Consider the following 18,141-nt stretch of genomic DNA (forward strand, 5'->3'; position numbering starts at 1 on the left):
ATCTTTGCAAATTTTCTATTCCATTGTAATTTACTAAATTCATTATTTAACTACACAACAAACCATACGCGAGTAGTTAAACAAAGCCCTTCAAACTATCCAATTGCTTTCAAGCCTAGTTCAGTAATTTTTCTACTTCAGCAAAGGTTGCTTTATACTTACGAAGATTTTGTTTTGCAATATTTTTAGACTCTGAAGACAACTCATTTAAAATTTCCATTCCGTTAACGTGTTTTCCGTTAGCAAGTAGTAATTTGGCATATGCCAACCGTTCTTCATAATGGGTATAACTGCTATTAATTTGTTCTAACTGTGTTTGGGCCTCATTAAACCTATCTGTTTTCGCTAAAGCTTTACCGTATAAAAATTGCACATGCGATTTTTTAAATTCACCATGACTTTTTATCCTTTCCGCATACATGATCACTTTTTTATAATTGCCCAACTTGTCATATGCTCTAACCAATTGCTTTTGTGTGTAAAAGTCATTTTCAAACCTACCTTCTAATGCTGATTCATAATTGTTTATAGCATTATCAATGTCATTTAAATCAAGATAAGCATCTGCTAAATTTATTTTATTTTGAAAAGTATCGGAAAATTGCAGTTTAGCTTGTAAATCTTTTACTTTTTTAGTGGGATTAATTATAGAGGTAATTCCTTCAGTTATTGCCTCTGCATCACGTTTGTTATATACCTGAGTGATTAAGTAAATAATACTACCCAATACCGGCACAAAAAGAATAATAAAGATCCAATAATATTGATTTTTGTTTTTTAATAAATGATAAATACAAAAGATTTGTAAAGCAACAATTAGGTAATAAAGCATCTTATAAAGATAATAAAACCAATAGTATAAACCATATAATTATAGAAGTCATTTTATATACTATACTACCCCTTTTCAAATTTGAATTATTATAAAAATTGCTAAAACATCCTGTTGTTCCTATTAATTTTTTATTAAAAACTCTATTCTCGATGTACTTTTCCCTTCGTTCGGAGCACTCGTCACAAGAAATCGGGAGACGTTCTTTGTTACTCTATTTTTCATGATACTGAACAGTTTAAATTATTTACAAATTATCCAATTGATTTTTACTCTTATCATCACTAATAGTCCAAAAGAAGCCTACAAAAAAGAAACGATCGGCACTAGGTACAATGGCTTGGCGTTGATACATTCCGTTTACATCAGGTGCATTGGCATAATTATAACCGTACGTATTTTTAATTCCTAATAGGTTAGAAACCGACACAAATAGTATTTTTTGCTGTGAAATTAAATAACTCCAATTGACACTTAAATTATTATAAGTTTTAGTTTTACCATTCATAAACTGATTCGTATTAGGATTGTCATAGGGTCTTCCGCTGGCAAAACTATAGGTTGCCCCAACTTGGCTACGCCACTCGTTTATCCAATACTTCGTTACCAAAGAGGCGTTATGTTTTGTAGCAAAACTTGGGGTTACTTTATTGGGGAAATCCTGATACTTTCTTTCGGTATCTAAATACGAATAGGAAACCCAATACTGTAAGTTCTTGATATTTTTACTGTCTTTCCAAAATAGGTCTATCCCTTTTGCATATCCAAATCCGTTGTTGTTAAAATTTGCAGTTGGAACATCAAATTCGGTATCGTATCGTAACAAACTATTATAATCTTTATAATACAATTCCGCTCTAAACAATTGCTTGTTTTTTTTGTATTGATAGTTTAGTATATAATGCGTAGCTTTTTGAAAGCTAAGGTTTTGCTGAATTTTAAGCTCATCATTTTGTGGTGTTTGATAAAAATCTCCGTAAGCAAATGACAGTTGCGATTTTCCGTTTAATTTATAAGCCAGCGATACTCTTGGTGAAAAAGCAAATTCTTTTAATAAGGCATTGTATTCACCTCGAACACCAAATTTACCAGCAAAATTAGTAGAAAAAAACACTTCAGATTCCGCAAACAGAGCCCCCATTGTATGGGTAAATTCATATTGAAAGTTTTCAGTTTGGTTTACATTTCTTCTTTCATTAAAGTTAACGGAAGTCAATTCTACTCCATATAATAATTTGAATGCATTACTGAAGGTATGTTTTAATTTGGATTTAAAATGCAACGCATTTTCCACATCATTTACATCGGTTTCTTCAAAACCTACGTCTGTATTGCTATTGCTATAGCTTAAACCTGTGGTCAGTTTTAAATCATTTCCAATAAAGCCATCATAAGACAAATTTGTATACCAATTGCTGTCTTTTAGTTTAAAACGAACTTGATTATCATAGTTAATATTTTCTTGCTCTACATCAAACTTAGAGAAGCTATATGCCGTATAAAACTTAAACAAACCATTTTTAGTATTATGTCGATATACCGCTTCACCAGAAAGAGATTCAGGGAATTTATTCCAGGTATCGGTATCAGGCACTAATTTAGTGTACGGAGCCAAATTGATATAACTTGCATTTATGGTCAACGCATCTTTTTCCCATTTTTGGGTATGACCTATACCAAGACCCAATGTCATTAATGAAATATTGGTTTCATTTTGCTTTGGTTCATTAATCGTGTTCAATAACAAAACACTGGACAAGGCATTACCATATTCAGCAGAATATCCGCCTGTACTAAAAGTAATACCGTCAAACAAAAATGGAGAATAGCGTCCTCTGGTTGGCGTGTTATTTGAAGTAGAGATATAAGGTTTAAAAACTTGTAATCCGTCAATATAAACGCCAGTTTCATCGGCCGTGCCACCACGGACAAATAAACGTCCGTCTTCCCCTACAGTTTGTGTACCTGGTAAGGTTTGTAAAGCACCAATAAAATCACCAGCAACACCTGCGGTTGTAACCACATCTAGCGGACTCATTACAGAAACAGCAGTAGTGCCACCCGCCTTAAACGAACCTGCGGAGAGTACAACTGCATCTAAAGTGTTTATAGCCTCTTTTAATACTATTTTAAGTCCATTTAAAGCATTAACGTTATCAAGTTGTTTATATGTATGAAAATTCAAATTAGAAACTATCAGCGTTTGCTCACCTGTTTCTGTTGTTGCAAACATAAATTTACCGTCTAAATCTGTTGTAGCACCGTCATAAGTATTTTCTAAATACACATTAGCACCTGGTATTGGTTCTCCTTTTTTGTCACTAACAGTACCCGAAATGGTTGTTTGAGCGTGGAGTTGGGTGAAAATTATTAAAAGTAGTATGGTGAAAATTGTCTTTATAGCTCGCATCGTGTTGATTTTATGATACAAATATTAAATAACTAAACGGCTAAGCATAAAAACAATATCTGAATTGTAATTCTTTTGGGATGAATTGTAAAAAATACTAATATTTAAAACTAAATGTCGTTTAGTATTCTAAACAAAAGCTTTGATATCTAGAATAAAAAATATGAAAATTAATCTTTCTTTTTTAATTGCTATTAGTAGTATATTATTTCTTACAAATTGTAAATCAACCAAAGACATTGCTATTCTTCAAAATAAAAAGAAAGTATCGATTAAAAAGAATGCTCAGATTGTTAGCATTGCAAAAAGTCCTTTTTCATTTTATTTCAAAATGAATAAATACACTAAAAACAGTCCCGTAGTTGCAAAATTAGCTGCCTTTTCAAACAAAACTGATTTAGATGCATTGAAGGTTGGCTTAAATGTTAGCCAAACGGAATGTTTTGCCTTTGGTGATGCATTAGCTCTAAGACCAGTTAGTGGTTACGATGCTCTTTTTATTCTTGATTATGGGTATCATGCCTTGTATTATGAAAATTCATTAGAAAAATCAGTTGAATTTGTTTCTGAAAAAGACGATTTTACGAATGTCGCCTTTCATATAAATCAATTGTTTACTGGCGGTGAATACATTCCATTTGAGGCGTATCAATTATCGGAAATCTACATTGCTTTATTTATTGATGCAAATACAAATAACATTATTGATGAAGATGAGTTAACTAAGTTTACCCTTCAATTTAAAACCAATTAGTTAACATACCAAGTGGCTTTAAAAAAAACAAAAGCCTAGACATAAATCAATATCCTCTTTGTGTTTTTTAAAAATGAATTGTTACCCTATTAACAATAGATTCAAACAAAGAATTTAATCTTGATTATCAATGTTTTTAACAGTTGACATTCTCAATAAAAAATACGACCTTCGTTTAACTCCCGCTAATAGCAACACGTTTTTTCAAAAGCTATTGAAATGGGTTTTATTTTAAACCCATCAAAATATTACTATGCGATCGTTTATACTGTTTTTAAAATTTACCTTCTTTACTTTAGGTGTTGCTTACACTCAGACCCGTGTAGATACCGTTTTTGTAGATAATTATCAAAGCTTTGTAAATTCGATAACCTCTAATAGAGTGATTCTTCTTACTTCAGATCATATAAAAATAGGAGATCAAAATTTAGTCGTAGACAGTATAATCAACTTAATAATTAAGGGGAACTTAAAAAAGCAAACAAAAATTACAACACGTAATACAGGGAACACAGTGATTACTTTTCAGAATTCTAAAAATATTATTTTAGACAATTTAAGTATTGGACATTGGCCAGATTTGGGTTATTGCGAGGGTAATGTCTTAGATATTTTCAACAGTGATTTGATTGATATTAATAACTGTGATTTATTTGGAAGTGGTGTTATTGGCTTAAATCTTAGACGATCAAATGTGTGGTGTAATAATTCTGTCATACGAGATTGCTCAGAGGACATTATTGAACTTGGAGCGAATAAAAATAGTTTAGTTTTTGAAAAGTGCAGCTTCTATTTAAATGAGCACAATGAATTAAATTACCCTGAACCTCGTTTTGAAAACTGTAAATTTTACAATAGTAAAGGGCACGTGATTGTGGACAATTATCAAAATTTCTATCCGAAAGAACCGTTGGATATTAAAGCAGAAGCCATTACTGAATATGCAGCTTGGAGCGAAGAAATAAACTCCAATGGAGAATTTGAAGCCGTTTGTCCGAACACTTTTAATATTAAAACCTCAAGCAATCTAACTTCTGCAAATAATATAAGCTATGGAGGAGAAAACCTCAGTGACATTGCTCTCCATTCTAATGATAATTTAGCTTGGGTAGAAGGTGCTAAAGGTAATGGTATAGGTGAAAAGATATTTTTTGAAGTAAATTCTATTATCGCTGACAACGAACCATGGGGACTAATGGGCAGGTTTGTAATCGTTAATGGTTATGCAAAAAACATGTCTACATGGAAAAACAACAACCGTGTAAAGAAAATTAAGATTAAAAGAAATAATCACACCATAGCCTATTTAGACTTACTAGACACACCTACTGTACAAAGCTTTAATTTAGGAGAAATTGTCTTTAAAAATGGTTTTACCATTGGAGAAGTTTTGGAGTTTGAAATAATTGATGTGTATCAGGGAAACAAATATAACGACACCGCAATAACCTACTTATCCGCTATTTGTATCCCCTAAATTATTACATCATCTTACCAAAAAAAATAGCGTTCATTAATAACGTATTGATGCCATACTAAAAGGCTCTAAAAAACCTAAAGGTAGACTTAAAAATAATATCAATTTTGTATTGTTTAGGTGTGCATTCCGTGAAAACATTATAAACTAAAAAGTAAGTATATTTCTGTTTTAGTTCCCTTCCACTTCCATTATTTCTATTTCACTAGATTTTAAAACTATTTTTTTATTATTTTTATTAATTAAATATTCTGAATATTCATCTTCAGTTTTAGCTACACCATTTCTAAAACTTTGTGCATTTCTAAAAATAAGTCCAATTTTTATATTTCCTTTTAAATCAATATAACCACATTTATCTCCTACATAATGGGCTTTAGACGATTTAAAATTTCGATTACGATATACAGCCAAACCATTAAAAAAAGGCTTAACACATCCCATAAACTGAAAATCAATAGCAATATCTCCCAGTTTATCAATATATCCCCATTTTCCATTTTTGACTACTGGTGCCAACCCTTCTGAAAACGTATCAGCATCTGCATAAATTAAAGGAATTACTAATTTACCTTCCTCATTAATAAAACCATATTTATTATCCTTTTTCACAAAAGCAAAGCCTTCATTAAAATTACCAATTTGGTTATAAGTAGGCAATATTATTACTTTCAGATTTTTATCCATTAAGCCAATTTTATTGCCTTCTTTTAAATAATACAATTTAGAATTCACATTAAACTGGTGATCGTGAAAAAAGCTATATTGATAGCTAATATTTTGGTACTTGGGTTCTATAAGTATTTCTCCTTTTTTATTAATAATACCATATTTATTATCTATACTGACAATTGCGAAACCATCATTAAAAGCTTGAGCATGATTATAAATTGGTTTTATAATTTCTTTTCCTTTTCTGTTTATGTATCCGTATTTATTGTCTTTTCTAAATGGATACACCTTTGAATCAAAATCACCTGATATGTTTTCATACTTAAATTCAGTAATATTCTTACCATTTATAGAAACCAATCCATACTTTCCGTCTTTTTTTACGATTACAGATTTCCCTTTATCAGTAAGTGCAGAAATATAATCAAACATAGGTTTAATTATTTCCTCACCTTTTAAATTAACCAAGCCATATTTTTTATTTCTTTTAAAATAAAAGAACTTTGGAGAATTTGTATTACCTAAATAAGTATATAATGGAGTTATAATCTGATTTCCTTTCAAATCTAAAACACCATATTTTCCATCTGACTTAAAAATAGAATATTCTCCAAAAAATTTTTCTTGAAAACCACCCAGCTCCTCATAAATAGGTTTTACAATTACTTTGAAGTTGTTGTCTACAAAACCAACATTATTATTTTTCTCATATAAATAGATATCTTTATTATATTGAGAAAATACATTTATTGAATTTAATATTATTATAAAAAATACAATTGCTCTCATTGATTGAAATTAAAAAAGTTGTTATCAAAAACGATTACCTTACATCATCTTACCAAAGAAAATAGCGTTCATTAATAGTTTATTTGTACCATACCAAAAAGCTCTAAAATTCGTATTATCTGTAAATACAATAACCTCTCCTCTACCCATACTTGACGTTTTAAACGGAATGGTTTCTTTTATTGTATTTAAATTCTCTTTAGAAATATAACCACTTAATAAAGCTTTTTTGGTGTATTGTAGCGGATTCTTATAATTAGTGCTATCAGGATTAATAAAGAGTGTTGTATTTCTAAACAATGCTATTTTATTCTTATTGTAACCATAACCAATTGGGTGCGTTAAATCTATCTCCGCTTCGAAAATAGCTCCACCAATTACTTGTGCACCTCTAAAATCTGCTCGTTGAGCAAACGAAATATCTTTAGCCTTTACTTTAGATTTTTTAAAATCTAAGTTGATAAACTTTTGATTATCTAACCAACGTAACGCATTTTTATATCCAATTAAAACACCTCCATTTTTAACAAATGTTTTTAAATCATCAGTAGCCTCATTTAATGAACTACCAAATGTATTGGAAATAATTATGGTAGTATATTTACTTAAATCGGCTCTTCCTAAATTTTTAGTATCTAGTTTTGTTACCGGTATTTGATATCTCGTATCTAATAAATGCCAAATTTCACCTGCATCAGAAGAAGTAATTCCATCACCTACTAATACTGCTATTTTTGGTTGTTCTACAGGTCTAAAATAAGAACTTCCCAAATCGATTCCCTCTGTAATCCCTGTTGTTACACCTTCAAAATCTACACCTGTTTCTTTTGCTATTTCTTTTAACAAGGTGTAAATCTCTTCACTAGTTTTATTTTGATTGGCTACAGATATTAAAATACTTCCATAATCATATTTTTTACTACCAATGCTAAATGGTTTTGTGGCCACTTTAGCTCTCAAATTATTTTTTAAAATAGTGTATAGAGCCTTTGGTGTGTAGTATTCATCCCATTCAAAAACATAGGCATAATTACTATTTGCACTTACCTTACCTTCTGGAAAATCGAGCGAAGTAATACCTTCACCTGCAGATGAAAGACTATTGGTATACCCGAAATTTAAATCAAAAGCCATAGGCAATGTCCACGCTGAAACATCATAAAATAAACTATCTTGAAAGCTAGTTCTGGTTTCAAACATGGCCTTAATCATTCTATAATTAGGTTGATCAGCGGGTATAATATAACTATCATTAGCCGTGAACTGAGTCCCTCCTGTTGTAATGTTTGAACTTAATTTATGGAATTTAATATGCTGACGTTCTAACATTTTAGCAAATTGATAGGTTTTACCTTGATCATTTTTATCTCCAAAAACAATAGCTTTATTTTTGTCTTTACTTACTTCATGTTTTGCGTTTTGATAAAAATCGTACTGATACTTTAGTAATTCTTCTCGCATATTGATACCAGCTTCCAATGTAGATAATGCCGCAGTAAATTGATTACGGATAGTAAAAGGAAAGGTTAACAATCCATTATCACTATCTTGAGCATGACCTCTAGAACTGGCTTGTTCAAATAAAATACCAATCCCCCCATTAATATCTGGAAAAGTGGAACCTTTACCGTAATAAAAATCATCGTAACGTTCTTCTGTAAAATATAACGAACCAATTTTATCAAAAGCTTTGGCGTGATATTCACCAATTTTTGCCGTCAATTTTTGATTTAATTTTGGTGTTAACGGATGTGTTCTTGAAGGAATACCTGGTTGAAAAAAGAATGAAGAATTTGTGCCCATTTCGTGATGATCCGTTAAAATATTCGGTTTCCATTTATGAAACGTTTTAATTCGAGCTTGAGATTCTGGCAATTGCGTCACCAACCAATCTCTATTCATATCAAACCAATAATGATTTGTTCTTCCACCAGGCCAAACTTCATTATATTCTCTATCATTATTATCTGATGTTATAGTTTGATTTTTATGCATGTTAACCCAACTGGCAAATCGATTTAATCCGTCAGGATTAAAAGAAGAATCAAATAGAATTATTGTTTTCTCTAACAGCTCATCTATTTCTTTACCTTCAGCTGCAGCCAAATAGTACGCCGCTAACAAACCAGCATTGGCACCACTAGGTTCATTACCATGTATGGAGAATCCTTGATAAACAACCACAGGCATATCACTTACATTTACTGCTGTATTTGAAGCATCAGACAATTTTAAATGTTCTGCTCTAATACTTTCAATATTTTTATGGTTTTTTACTGAAGTTATCGTCAGCAACAAAATGGGTCTGCCTTCATAGGTTTTACCTCTTTCTTCTATACTAATTCTATCTGAAGCCTTGGCCAAGGTTTTCATATAGTGTACTAGCTTGTCATGAGAAACATGCCATTCGCCTACTTGAAACCCAATTACACTTTCTGGCGTAGGAATATCTACATTATAACTTATATTTTGTGGTAAATAATAACTAAGTTCAATTTTTTCTTGGGCATTACTATTAAAAAAAATAAATACAAAAATTAATGAAATAATTTTTTTCATGTTAGGTTTAGGTTAAAAGTTGATGATTATATTTATAATATGTTGGAATGATGTCATTAGATTACCTTAAAAACATATCCTAATAACCAATACAAAATTAAAAAAACAAAAAAAGTACCGATACATCCACATCTTCCTCCTCCTATTTTTTTTGCACCAAACCAAGCAATAATTATTCGTAGTAATTTTTCCATAATAGTATTTATTTATCGTAAATATACTTGAATTTCGTTTATTTAAAAATGTTGTTTTAAGATAAAATAACTTTTTTAGCATAAATCAATAGCTTCACTTTCATATAAAAAACAAAATGAAACTTTTCAAGGCAAAAAAAAAGACTACCCATTCAGGTAGCCTTTATTTCAATTTGAGTTAGTAATACTATTAAATATCGTCAAAATCTACATCAGTAAAACTAGTAGTAGATTTAATTTCTTGTTCTTCAACACTATCTTCGGTTGGTTTTTGATAATCTTTTTGGTGACGTTCAGAAATTACTTCTTCACCCTTCTCATTAATAATATAGTCAGTTGCTTTAACTAACATTTCATTAAACTCAGTAAAATCTTCTTTATACAAATAGATTTTGTGCTTTTTATAATGGAATGAACCATCGTCATGCGTAAACTTTTTACTTTCAGTAACAGTTAAATAGTAGTCTCCAGCTTTTGTAGATCGTACGTCAAAAAAATAGGTTCTTCTACCGGCTCTTAATACCTGAGAAAAGATTTCTTCTTGTTCTGTGTATTCTTTATCACTCATAATAATCTTAACTTAATATTGGTAAAATTTAGTAAATTACATGACAAATCTAAAAAAATAAATGATTTCAGCAACACTTTATTATATTTCTTTTAATTTTTAAATTCAATTAATGAGCACTTTGCTCCATAAGTTGTTGGTTATAAATATCTTGATAAAAGCCCTTCTGATTAAATAATTCATCATGAGTGCCTTTCTGCACTATTTTCCCCTTATCTAGAACAATAATTAAATCTGCATTTTTAGCCGATGAGACTCTATGTCCAATAATAATTGATGTTTTGTCTTTACTTATTGTTTTTAAATTGTTTAATATAATTTCTTCAGTTTCTGTATCAACTGCAGATAAACAGTCGTCAAAAATTAATATTTCAGGTTCTTTAATAATTGCTCTTGCAATAGAAATACGTTGTTTTTGACCACCTGATAAGGTAACCCCTCTTTCCCCTACATAAGTATCATATGATTTAGAGAAATCTTCAATATTATCATGAATATGAGCATTTTTTGCCGCATTTTCTATGAGTTCTTTAGCGGCATCTACATTACCAAATTTTATATTATTGCCTATAGTATCAGAGAATAAAAAGGCCTCTTGCGGCACAAAACCAATGCTTTTTCGCAGGCTGGTTAAATTAATTTGTTCAATAGGCTGATCATCAATTAAGATTTCACCTTTATCTACATCATATAGCCTGGCAATAAGTTCCGCTATGGTAGACTTTCCCGAACCCGTTTTACCCAAAATGGCCAGCATTTTACCTTTTTCAAGGGTAAAACTAACATCTTTTAATGCTGTTGTATTGGTATCGTCATAAGTGAAAGTAACATTTTTAAACTCAATTTTACCTTCAATTTTGGAGGGTGCTTCTATGGTATTTTGAATTTCTGGTTCAACATTTAAAAACTCATTAATCCTTTTTTGTGAGGCTTCGGCCTCTTGCACTATTGAGGTTACCCAGCCAACTACAGCCACTGGCCACGTTAACATGTTCACATAAATAATAAACTCCGTAATTAAGCCTAAGCTAATTTGGTCATTTATATATCGTATTCCCCCAATATAGACCACCATAATATTACTGATACCAATAAGCAATATCATTAATGGAAAAAACAGAGCTTGTAATTTATATAATGCAATGTTTTTTTCTTTACTTTCATCAGCAACTTCATTAAAATCTTTAAAGGTTGGCTTTTCAATACCATACGCTTTAATTACGTTCATACCAGAAAAGAACTCTTGTGTAATAGACGTTAATTTCGATAAGGTTTCTTGCTTTACTCTACTCCGTTTATTGATCTCTCTACTTAAAAAATAAATAGAAATAGATAATATTGGTAGAGGCACCAACGTATATAGAGTTAAGGTAACATCTTTTTTAAGCATATAAGAAATAACAACTACAAATAGTGTTATCATATTTATAGTGTACATAATGGCTGGTCCAAAATACATTCTAACCTTACTTACATCTTCACTGATCCTATTCATTAAATCGCCAGTTCTATTTTTTTTATAGAAATTTAACGAGAGCTTTTGATAATGTTCATAAATTTCATTTTTAAGATCAAATTCAATGTAACGAGACATATTAATAATGGCTTGTCTCATAATAAAAGTGAATACCGCAGCTAGTAAAACCGCACAAAGCATTAATAATATGTTTTTCGTCAACAGATCTTTTACAGCTTGTAAATCAGTTGTTTCACCTGTAATATATTTTTCCACGCCATCTATAGAATCACCAATAAGTATTGGTACAATAAGCGATAATATTTTAGCAATAATTGTACAAATAGTACCTATAATTAGACGTTTTTTATATTTTACAAAATATTTATTTAGATAACTTAAAGCTTTCACGGGATAATTTTGAATTGATAAGCATTAAAATTTTGACACCAATGCGTAATACTCTACCTTTGCCAAGATTTTTTTATACCGCCGAATATACAAGTTTAAAATGATAGTACAAATTCTAAGTTCTTTGACTTATAAAATAACAAATTTATGCTAAACAGGAGACACCTGAGAATAAAAGTAATGCAATCTGTTTATGCTTTATTGCAATCCAACAGTGATGATATTGTAAAGGAAAGAAAATTCCTTACCTATAGTATTAATAAAATTTATGACCTATATGTTTTGCAATTAAATTTGCTTGCAGAAGTTAGAAATTTAGCCGAAAAACATCAAGAAATTGCCAAAAAGAAATACTTGGCCACTAGTGAAGATAAAAATCCGAACAGAAAATTTATTGATCACCCTTTCTTACTCGGTTTAAAAAACAATCTTGCTTTACACGAATATATAAAAACGCAAAAATTAAAGAACTGGAAAGAAGATAGCGAGTATGTTCGATTAATTTGGGATGCTATTCGAGAAAGTGATATTTATGCTGATTTTATAAATAATAGCGAAAACACTTCTCCTAAAGGAGATTTAGACTTTATAAGCGAACTTTATAAAAATGTAATTGCACCTAACGATAAGTTATTTGATTATTATGAAAGTCAATTGATTACTTGGGTAGACGATATTCCTTTTGTCAATACTTGGATTCTTAAAAACTTAAAGAAAATAAATCCAAACACAAGATTTGACAAAAGTTTGTTATTTAAGGATAAAGAAGATGAAGAATTCGGACTAGATTTATATAAAAAGACGGTCTTACACCACCATGAATTCATGGATGACATTGATGCAAAAACACCCAATTGGGATAGTGATAGAATTGCAGAAGTAGACTTTATATTAATGAAAATGGCAATGGTAGAATTGATTTACTTCCCTTCTATACCGACTCGAGTAACTATCAATGAATACATCGAAATTTCTAAAGATTATTCAACGAATAAAAGTAGCTTTTTTATAAACGGAGTTTTAGATAAACTTTTAAAAGAGTATACTGCTCAAGATAAGATCAAAAAAATAGGAAGAGGATTACTTTAAAATTCATTAATTTTACCCACGTTAAGGGTTTAATAAAAATATATTAAAGCGAGTGTAATGTGCACAATTATAAATCAAAATATTATGAAGTTACAAGTAAAATTTTTAGCATTTTTGGTTGTATTCACTTTATTTTCATGTAAAGATAATACGGCTTCAAAAATTAAAAAAGAAAATTTAGAAATAGCAAAACAACGTGATTATAAAATGACTGAAGGAGCTTCTGTCATTTCTTTTTCTAAAACCCAACATGATTTTGGTAACATTAACGAAGGTGATAAAGTAGAAACTACTTTTGACTTTAAAAATACGGGGAAATCTGCATTAATTATTACAAATGCAAGTAGCACTTGTGGGTGCACAATTCCGGAATACCCAAAAGAACCAATACCAGTTGGTGGCACCGGATCAATCACTGTAAAATTTAATTCAGCAGGAAAACCAAATCAACAAAACAAAGTAGTAACATTAACAACAAATACCGCAAACGGTAAAGAAACTGTTGTTATTAAAGCAAATGTTACACCTAAACAAAAAGCAAGCTAAAACAATTATTTATGTATTCAACAATTTTATTACAAGCCGGAGGTGGCGGAATGGGGAATTTTATATTAATTCCTGCAATGTTATTGGTTATTTATCTTTTTATGATAAGACCACAAATGAAAAGAGCAAAAAATGAAAAGAAATTTCAAGCAGAAATAAAAAAAGGAGCCAAAGTAATAACCACAAGTGGTATTCATGGTAAAATTGTAGATTTAACTGATGATGCTGTTGTGATTGAAACTGGAGCTGGTAAAATTAAATTTGAACGTTCTGCAATATCAATGGAATTGAGTAAAAAATATTTAAGCCCTGTGGTTAAAAAATAATTTTATTTTAAAATAGTTAGAAGTGAGTTTTATTTTGGTAAAACTCACTTTTTTTGTTTACTTTTAAAAGATAATGAAGGTCAAAAAATATAAATCAAGCAGTAAAATAAAAGCCACCAAAAAAACCAAAATGATTTTGGGATTTTTAGTTTTATCTTTTTTGTTTTGGGTGTTGATTAAACTATCAAAAGAATACATAGATGTGGTACCGGTTAATGTAGAATATATAAACCTACCCAAAGGCAAAATGCTTCAACAAGAACCTCAAAAAACAGTACAACTAACGTTAAAAACTTTTGGTTTTGATCTTGTTAAATATCATCTTTTTAAAAGAAAAGTGACCGTTGACTTACAATCAATAAAACCAAAAAATTCAAGCCTATATTATCAACCCTCTGCAAACTTACTGACTGAAATACAAAGTCAATTAGTTTCAGATGTAGAAATTTATTCCATTAAACCAGATACTTTGTTTTATAATATCGGACAAGCGATATCAAAAACAGTTCCTATTAAAACCGATCTGGAAATAGATTATAAATCTGGTTATAATTTATTTGGAAATTTAAAAATTGAGCCAGATGAAGTTACAATTTCTGGTCCTGAGCTCTTGGTGGATTCTATTCTAAAAGTGGTAACACAAAAGAAAACATTAGTTGACGTAAATTCTAATTTTGAATTTACCATTCCACTACTGCAACTAGAAAATAATACAAAGGTAACTTACTCTACAAATGAAATAAAAGTTAGTGGTGTCGTTGATAAATTTACCGAAGCTAAATTTACCATACCCGTTCTTGTTAACAATTTACCAAAAAATTATAGCATTAACACATTTCCAGATAACGTTGAAATTATTTTTCAAGTAGGGATTTCTGACTATAATAAAATCAATAAAAATGATTTTAAAGTAAGTTGCGATTACGAACGCTCTGTAAAAGATGGACTCAGCTATTTAATACCTAAAGTTGTATTAAAACCCTCTTATGTTTCTGATATTAGAATAGTACCCAATCAAATAGATTATTTAATTAAAAATGATTAAAGTAGGTTTAACAGGAGGCATTGGTAGTGGTAAAACAACAGTGGTTAATTTCTTTAAGGAGTTAGGTGTACCCGTTTATATTGCTGACATAGAAGCAAAAGAATTAATGAACACTTCTAAAAGTATTCAAAAAAAATTAATAAAGGTTTTTGGATCTCAAGCTTATATTAATGGGAAATTGAATAGACCATTCTTAGCTCAATTAGTTTTTAATGACGAAGAAAAATTAAAAGCAATCAATAATATTGTACATCCCAAAGTTGCTAAACATTTTTCGAAATGGCTACAACAACAAAATGCTCCATATTGCATACAAGAAAATGCAATTATTTTTGAAAATAATAAAGCCGATGATTTTGACTTTATAATTTCAGTAACTGCTCCTAAAGATATTAGAATAGAAAGGGTTTTAAAAAGAGACTCCTCATCTAAATCAGAAATTATGGCTAGAATTAATAATCAATGGGATCAAGCAAAAAAAAATGAGTTAGCCGATTTTGTTATTGATAATATTACGTTAACTGACACTAAAAATCAAGTTAAAAAAATACATGAAACATTGCTAAAAGCGACTTCTGATTAGTGTATTTCTTAAAAAACTGTTAAATTATTATTCTTTTAGTTAATCTTAGTTAAATCAATACTAAAGATTAAATACTTAAGTTAAATTTGTTTGAATGAGTAAACGTGTATTTGTACTCCTAATTATATTAATGAGTATTGCCTTAATAGGTATAATTTCAGTTCAAATTTATTGGATTAAAAGTTCTGTTGACATACGTGAAAAGCAATTTGAAAATGATGTTAAATTTGTATTATCAAAAGTCTCTGAAAATATTCAAGAAAGAGAAATTAGCGATTACTATAGAGAATATAAATCTGTAATTGATAGTGCAACGAGTTCAGATGGTGAATTGATAAAAAAAGATTTCTATTTTTCGAAAATTGATACAGTGACCAATGAAATATTTTCATTTAGACAAAGTGTTCTAGAAAATAGTTTTAAAACCGACATCCCATTATTCGAAAATGATTCTTTAATTTTTAAAGATATTCTTTCAGAAGAAGTACAAGAAGTTAGCTCTTTTAATGATTTTTTCCAAAGCGACATAAATGATGTTACGCCTACGGAACGTATTTATAATGTGGCTCGAGATAGTAGATTGATCGCTTTAAATTTTGAAAATAATTTTAAAAAAATAGCAGCACAGAAACCTATTTATGATAGAATTGGCACCAATGAGATCTCTCTAAATCTAGAAAATGAGTTACGAGACCGGGGGGTTGATATCAAATTTAATTTTGGAGTTTTTGGTGATGGTTTAGCCACGAAAGTAAAATCGTCTAAATTTAAAAATATTGAAGGTAAAAGCTATAGCGTTCCTTTATTCATTGATGATGATGGTAATAGTAATTATGAATTACGGGTAACCTTCCCTTCAAAAAATGAATATATTTTTGCTTCAATCACCAATATACTGACATTGGCAGCTCTTTTTATATTGGTGATTATGTTGGCATTTGGAAGTGCTATTTATCAATTAATAAAACAAAAACAGATATCGGAAATAAAGACCGATTTTATAAATAATATGACGCATGAGTTTAAAACACCAATTGCGACTATCAATTTAGCCTTGGATGCCATTAAAAATCCGAAAATAATTGGTGATAAGGATAAAGTATTGCGATATACCGAAATGATTCGTCAAGAGAACAAAAGAATGCATGGTCAGGTAGAAAATGTGTTACGGATTTCAAGATTAGAAAAAAATCAGTTAGATATTTCGCAAGGAGTAAATGATTTACACGACATAATAGAAGATGCAATTACTCATGTACAATTAATTATAGATGATAAGGGAGGATATATTAATTTACACTTAGAAGCTTTACAAAGCGAGGTGATGATTAATAAATTTCATTTTACAAGTGTAATCACTAATATTTTAGATAATGCAATTAAGTATACCAATGAACCTCCTAAAATTGACATTTATACGGAAAATGCAGGTAATTATGTAATCTTACATGTTAAAGACCAAGGAATTGGAATGAATAAAAATGTTCAAAAACATGTATTTGATAAATTTTATAGAGAACAAAAAGTTAATATTCACGACGTTAAAGGACATGGTTTAGGCCTGTCATACGTAAAAAAAATAGTTGAACATCACCATGGTAATGTTTATGTAGAAAGTGAAAAAGGAAAAGGAAGCACATTTACAATAAAATTACCGTTAATTTAAAAATTATGGCAAATAAAAAAATATTATTAGTTGAAGATGATCCAAACTTTGGTACCGTATTAAAAGACTACCTAATGTTAAATGATTACTCTGTTACCCACGCAAAAGATGGCTTAGAAGGATTAATTATGTTTAAAAATGACGAATTTGATCTGTGTATTTTAGATGTAATGATGCCAAGAAAAGACGGTTTTTCATTAGCAAAAGACATAAGAACGACCAATACAGATGTTCCGATTGTTTTCTTAACCGCGAAAACTATGAAAGAAGATGTTTTAAAAGGATATGAATCTGGTGCAGATGATTATTTAAATAAACCATTTGATTCAGAAGTATTATTACATAAGATCAAAGCGATTTTACAGCGTAAAGAAATTGACATGAGTGCTGATGACGAAAAGCATGAATTTCAGATTGGCAAGTTTTTCTTAAACTCTAAATTAAGACATTTATCTTATGACGGAGGTGAAATACGAAAACTATCTCCTAAAGAAAATAAACTTTTAAAAATGTTAGCCATACATGTAAATGATTTAATGCCGAGAGAATTAGCATTGACTAAAATTTGGAGAGATGATAATTACTTTACTTCAAGAAGTATGGATGTTTATATTGCGAAGCTTCGTAAGTATTTAAAACCTGATCCTTCTGTTGAAATTGTAAATATTCATGGAGAAGGTTTTCGACTAATAGTTGGAGACGTACAATAAAGAAAAAGAAAAGACTATCATTTAAATGATAGTCTTTTCTTTTTCTTTAAATAT

The 18,141-nt window shown here is 29.8% G+C and carries 16 protein-coding genes; 9 read left to right on the plus strand and 7 right to left on the minus strand.

The features are described from left to right. Positions 1-115: 115 nt before the first annotated feature. A complete protein-coding gene (locus JBL43_RS00770) occupies positions 116-832 on the minus strand; it encodes a hypothetical protein (protein WP_198839591.1) in 717 nt (238 codons plus the stop codon). A gap of 247 nt (positions 833-1,079) precedes the next feature. Beyond that, the gene (locus JBL43_RS00775; RefSeq protein WP_233098643.1) at positions 1,080-3,242 is read right to left on the minus strand and encodes a TonB-dependent receptor; all 2,163 of its coding nucleotides are present in this window, start codon (positions 3,240-3,242) and stop codon (positions 1,080-1,082) included. 163 nt (positions 3,243-3,405) lie between these two features. Here JBL43_RS00775 and JBL43_RS00780 point away from each other — a divergent pair, with 163 nt between their 5' ends. Together JBL43_RS00780 and JBL43_RS00785 are read left to right on the plus strand one after the other, a co-directional pair. Beyond that, positions 3,406-3,996 (plus strand): hypothetical protein, encoded by a 591-nt coding sequence (locus JBL43_RS00780; protein WP_198839592.1) that lies wholly within the window; start codon positions 3,406-3,408, stop codon positions 3,994-3,996. A 253-nt stretch (positions 3,997-4,249) separates the two neighbouring features. Next, positions 4,250-5,473, plus strand: a complete 1,224-nt coding sequence (locus JBL43_RS00785) for an NADase-type glycan-binding domain-containing protein (protein ID WP_198839593.1) — start codon at positions 4,250-4,252, stop codon at positions 5,471-5,473. 171 nt (positions 5,474-5,644) lie between these two features. Here JBL43_RS00785 and JBL43_RS00790 read toward each other — a convergent pair whose 3' ends face one another. From JBL43_RS00790 to JBL43_RS00810, 5 genes are all read right to left on the minus strand, one after another. Then, entirely contained in the window at positions 5,645-6,934 is a 1,290-nt protein-coding gene (locus tag JBL43_RS00790; RefSeq protein WP_198839594.1) for a WG repeat-containing protein, read from the minus strand. A 39-nt stretch (positions 6,935-6,973) separates the two neighbouring features. After that, the gene (locus JBL43_RS00795; protein ID WP_198839595.1) at positions 6,974-9,493 is read right to left on the minus strand and encodes a M14 family zinc carboxypeptidase; all 2,520 of its coding nucleotides are present in this window, start codon (positions 9,491-9,493) and stop codon (positions 6,974-6,976) included. Between the two features lie 56 nt (positions 9,494-9,549). After that, positions 9,550-9,687, minus strand: coding sequence for a hypothetical protein (locus JBL43_RS00800; protein ID WP_198680024.1), 138 nt, complete (start codon positions 9,685-9,687; stop codon positions 9,550-9,552). A gap of 190 nt (positions 9,688-9,877) precedes the next feature. After that, entirely contained in the window at positions 9,878-10,255 is a 378-nt protein-coding gene (locus tag JBL43_RS00805) for a PUR family DNA/RNA-binding protein (protein ID WP_117882856.1), read from the minus strand. 109 nt (positions 10,256-10,364) lie between these two features. Next, positions 10,365-12,122, minus strand: coding sequence for an ABC transporter ATP-binding protein (locus JBL43_RS00810; RefSeq protein ID WP_198839596.1), 1,758 nt, complete (start codon positions 12,120-12,122; stop codon positions 10,365-10,367). 147 nt (positions 12,123-12,269) lie between these two features. Between JBL43_RS00810 and JBL43_RS00815 the strand changes: the two genes are divergently transcribed. From JBL43_RS00815 to JBL43_RS00845, 7 genes are all read left to right on the plus strand, one after another. Continuing rightward, positions 12,270-13,211 (plus strand): transcription antitermination protein NusB, encoded by a 942-nt coding sequence (locus JBL43_RS00815; protein WP_198839597.1) that lies wholly within the window; start codon positions 12,270-12,272, stop codon positions 13,209-13,211. A gap of 84 nt (positions 13,212-13,295) precedes the next feature. Continuing rightward, on the plus strand, positions 13,296-13,757 hold the full coding sequence (locus JBL43_RS00820) for a DUF1573 domain-containing protein (RefSeq protein ID WP_198839598.1): 462 nt from the start codon (positions 13,296-13,298) through the stop codon (positions 13,755-13,757). 11 nt (positions 13,758-13,768) lie between these two features. Then, positions 13,769-14,083, plus strand: a complete 315-nt coding sequence (gene yajC / locus JBL43_RS00825) for a preprotein translocase subunit YajC (RefSeq protein ID WP_138950126.1) — start codon at positions 13,769-13,771, stop codon at positions 14,081-14,083. A gap of 73 nt (positions 14,084-14,156) precedes the next feature. Then, positions 14,157-15,128, plus strand: a complete 972-nt coding sequence (locus JBL43_RS00830) for a CdaR family protein (protein WP_198839599.1) — start codon at positions 14,157-14,159, stop codon at positions 15,126-15,128. After that, the gene (gene coaE / locus JBL43_RS00835; RefSeq protein WP_198839600.1) at positions 15,121-15,711 is read left to right on the plus strand and encodes a dephospho-CoA kinase; all 591 of its coding nucleotides are present in this window, start codon (positions 15,121-15,123) and stop codon (positions 15,709-15,711) included. The genes JBL43_RS00830 and coaE overlap by 8 nt, the downstream gene beginning before the upstream one ends. Before the next feature lie 94 nt (positions 15,712-15,805). Further along, positions 15,806-17,377 carry a sensor histidine kinase gene (locus tag JBL43_RS00840; protein WP_198839601.1) on the plus strand — a complete coding sequence of 524 codons (1,572 nt, stop codon included), beginning with the start codon at positions 15,806-15,808 and terminating at the stop codon, positions 17,375-17,377. 5 nt (positions 17,378-17,382) lie between these two features. After that, positions 17,383-18,087 carry a response regulator transcription factor gene (locus JBL43_RS00845; protein WP_198839602.1) on the plus strand — a complete coding sequence of 235 codons (705 nt, stop codon included), beginning with the start codon at positions 17,383-17,385 and terminating at the stop codon, positions 18,085-18,087. Positions 18,088-18,141 lie beyond the last annotated feature (54 nt).

Source organism: Aureibaculum flavum, assembly GCF_016406085.1.
Classification (GTDB): Bacteria; Bacteroidota; Bacteroidia; order Flavobacteriales; family Flavobacteriaceae; genus Aureibaculum; species Aureibaculum flavum.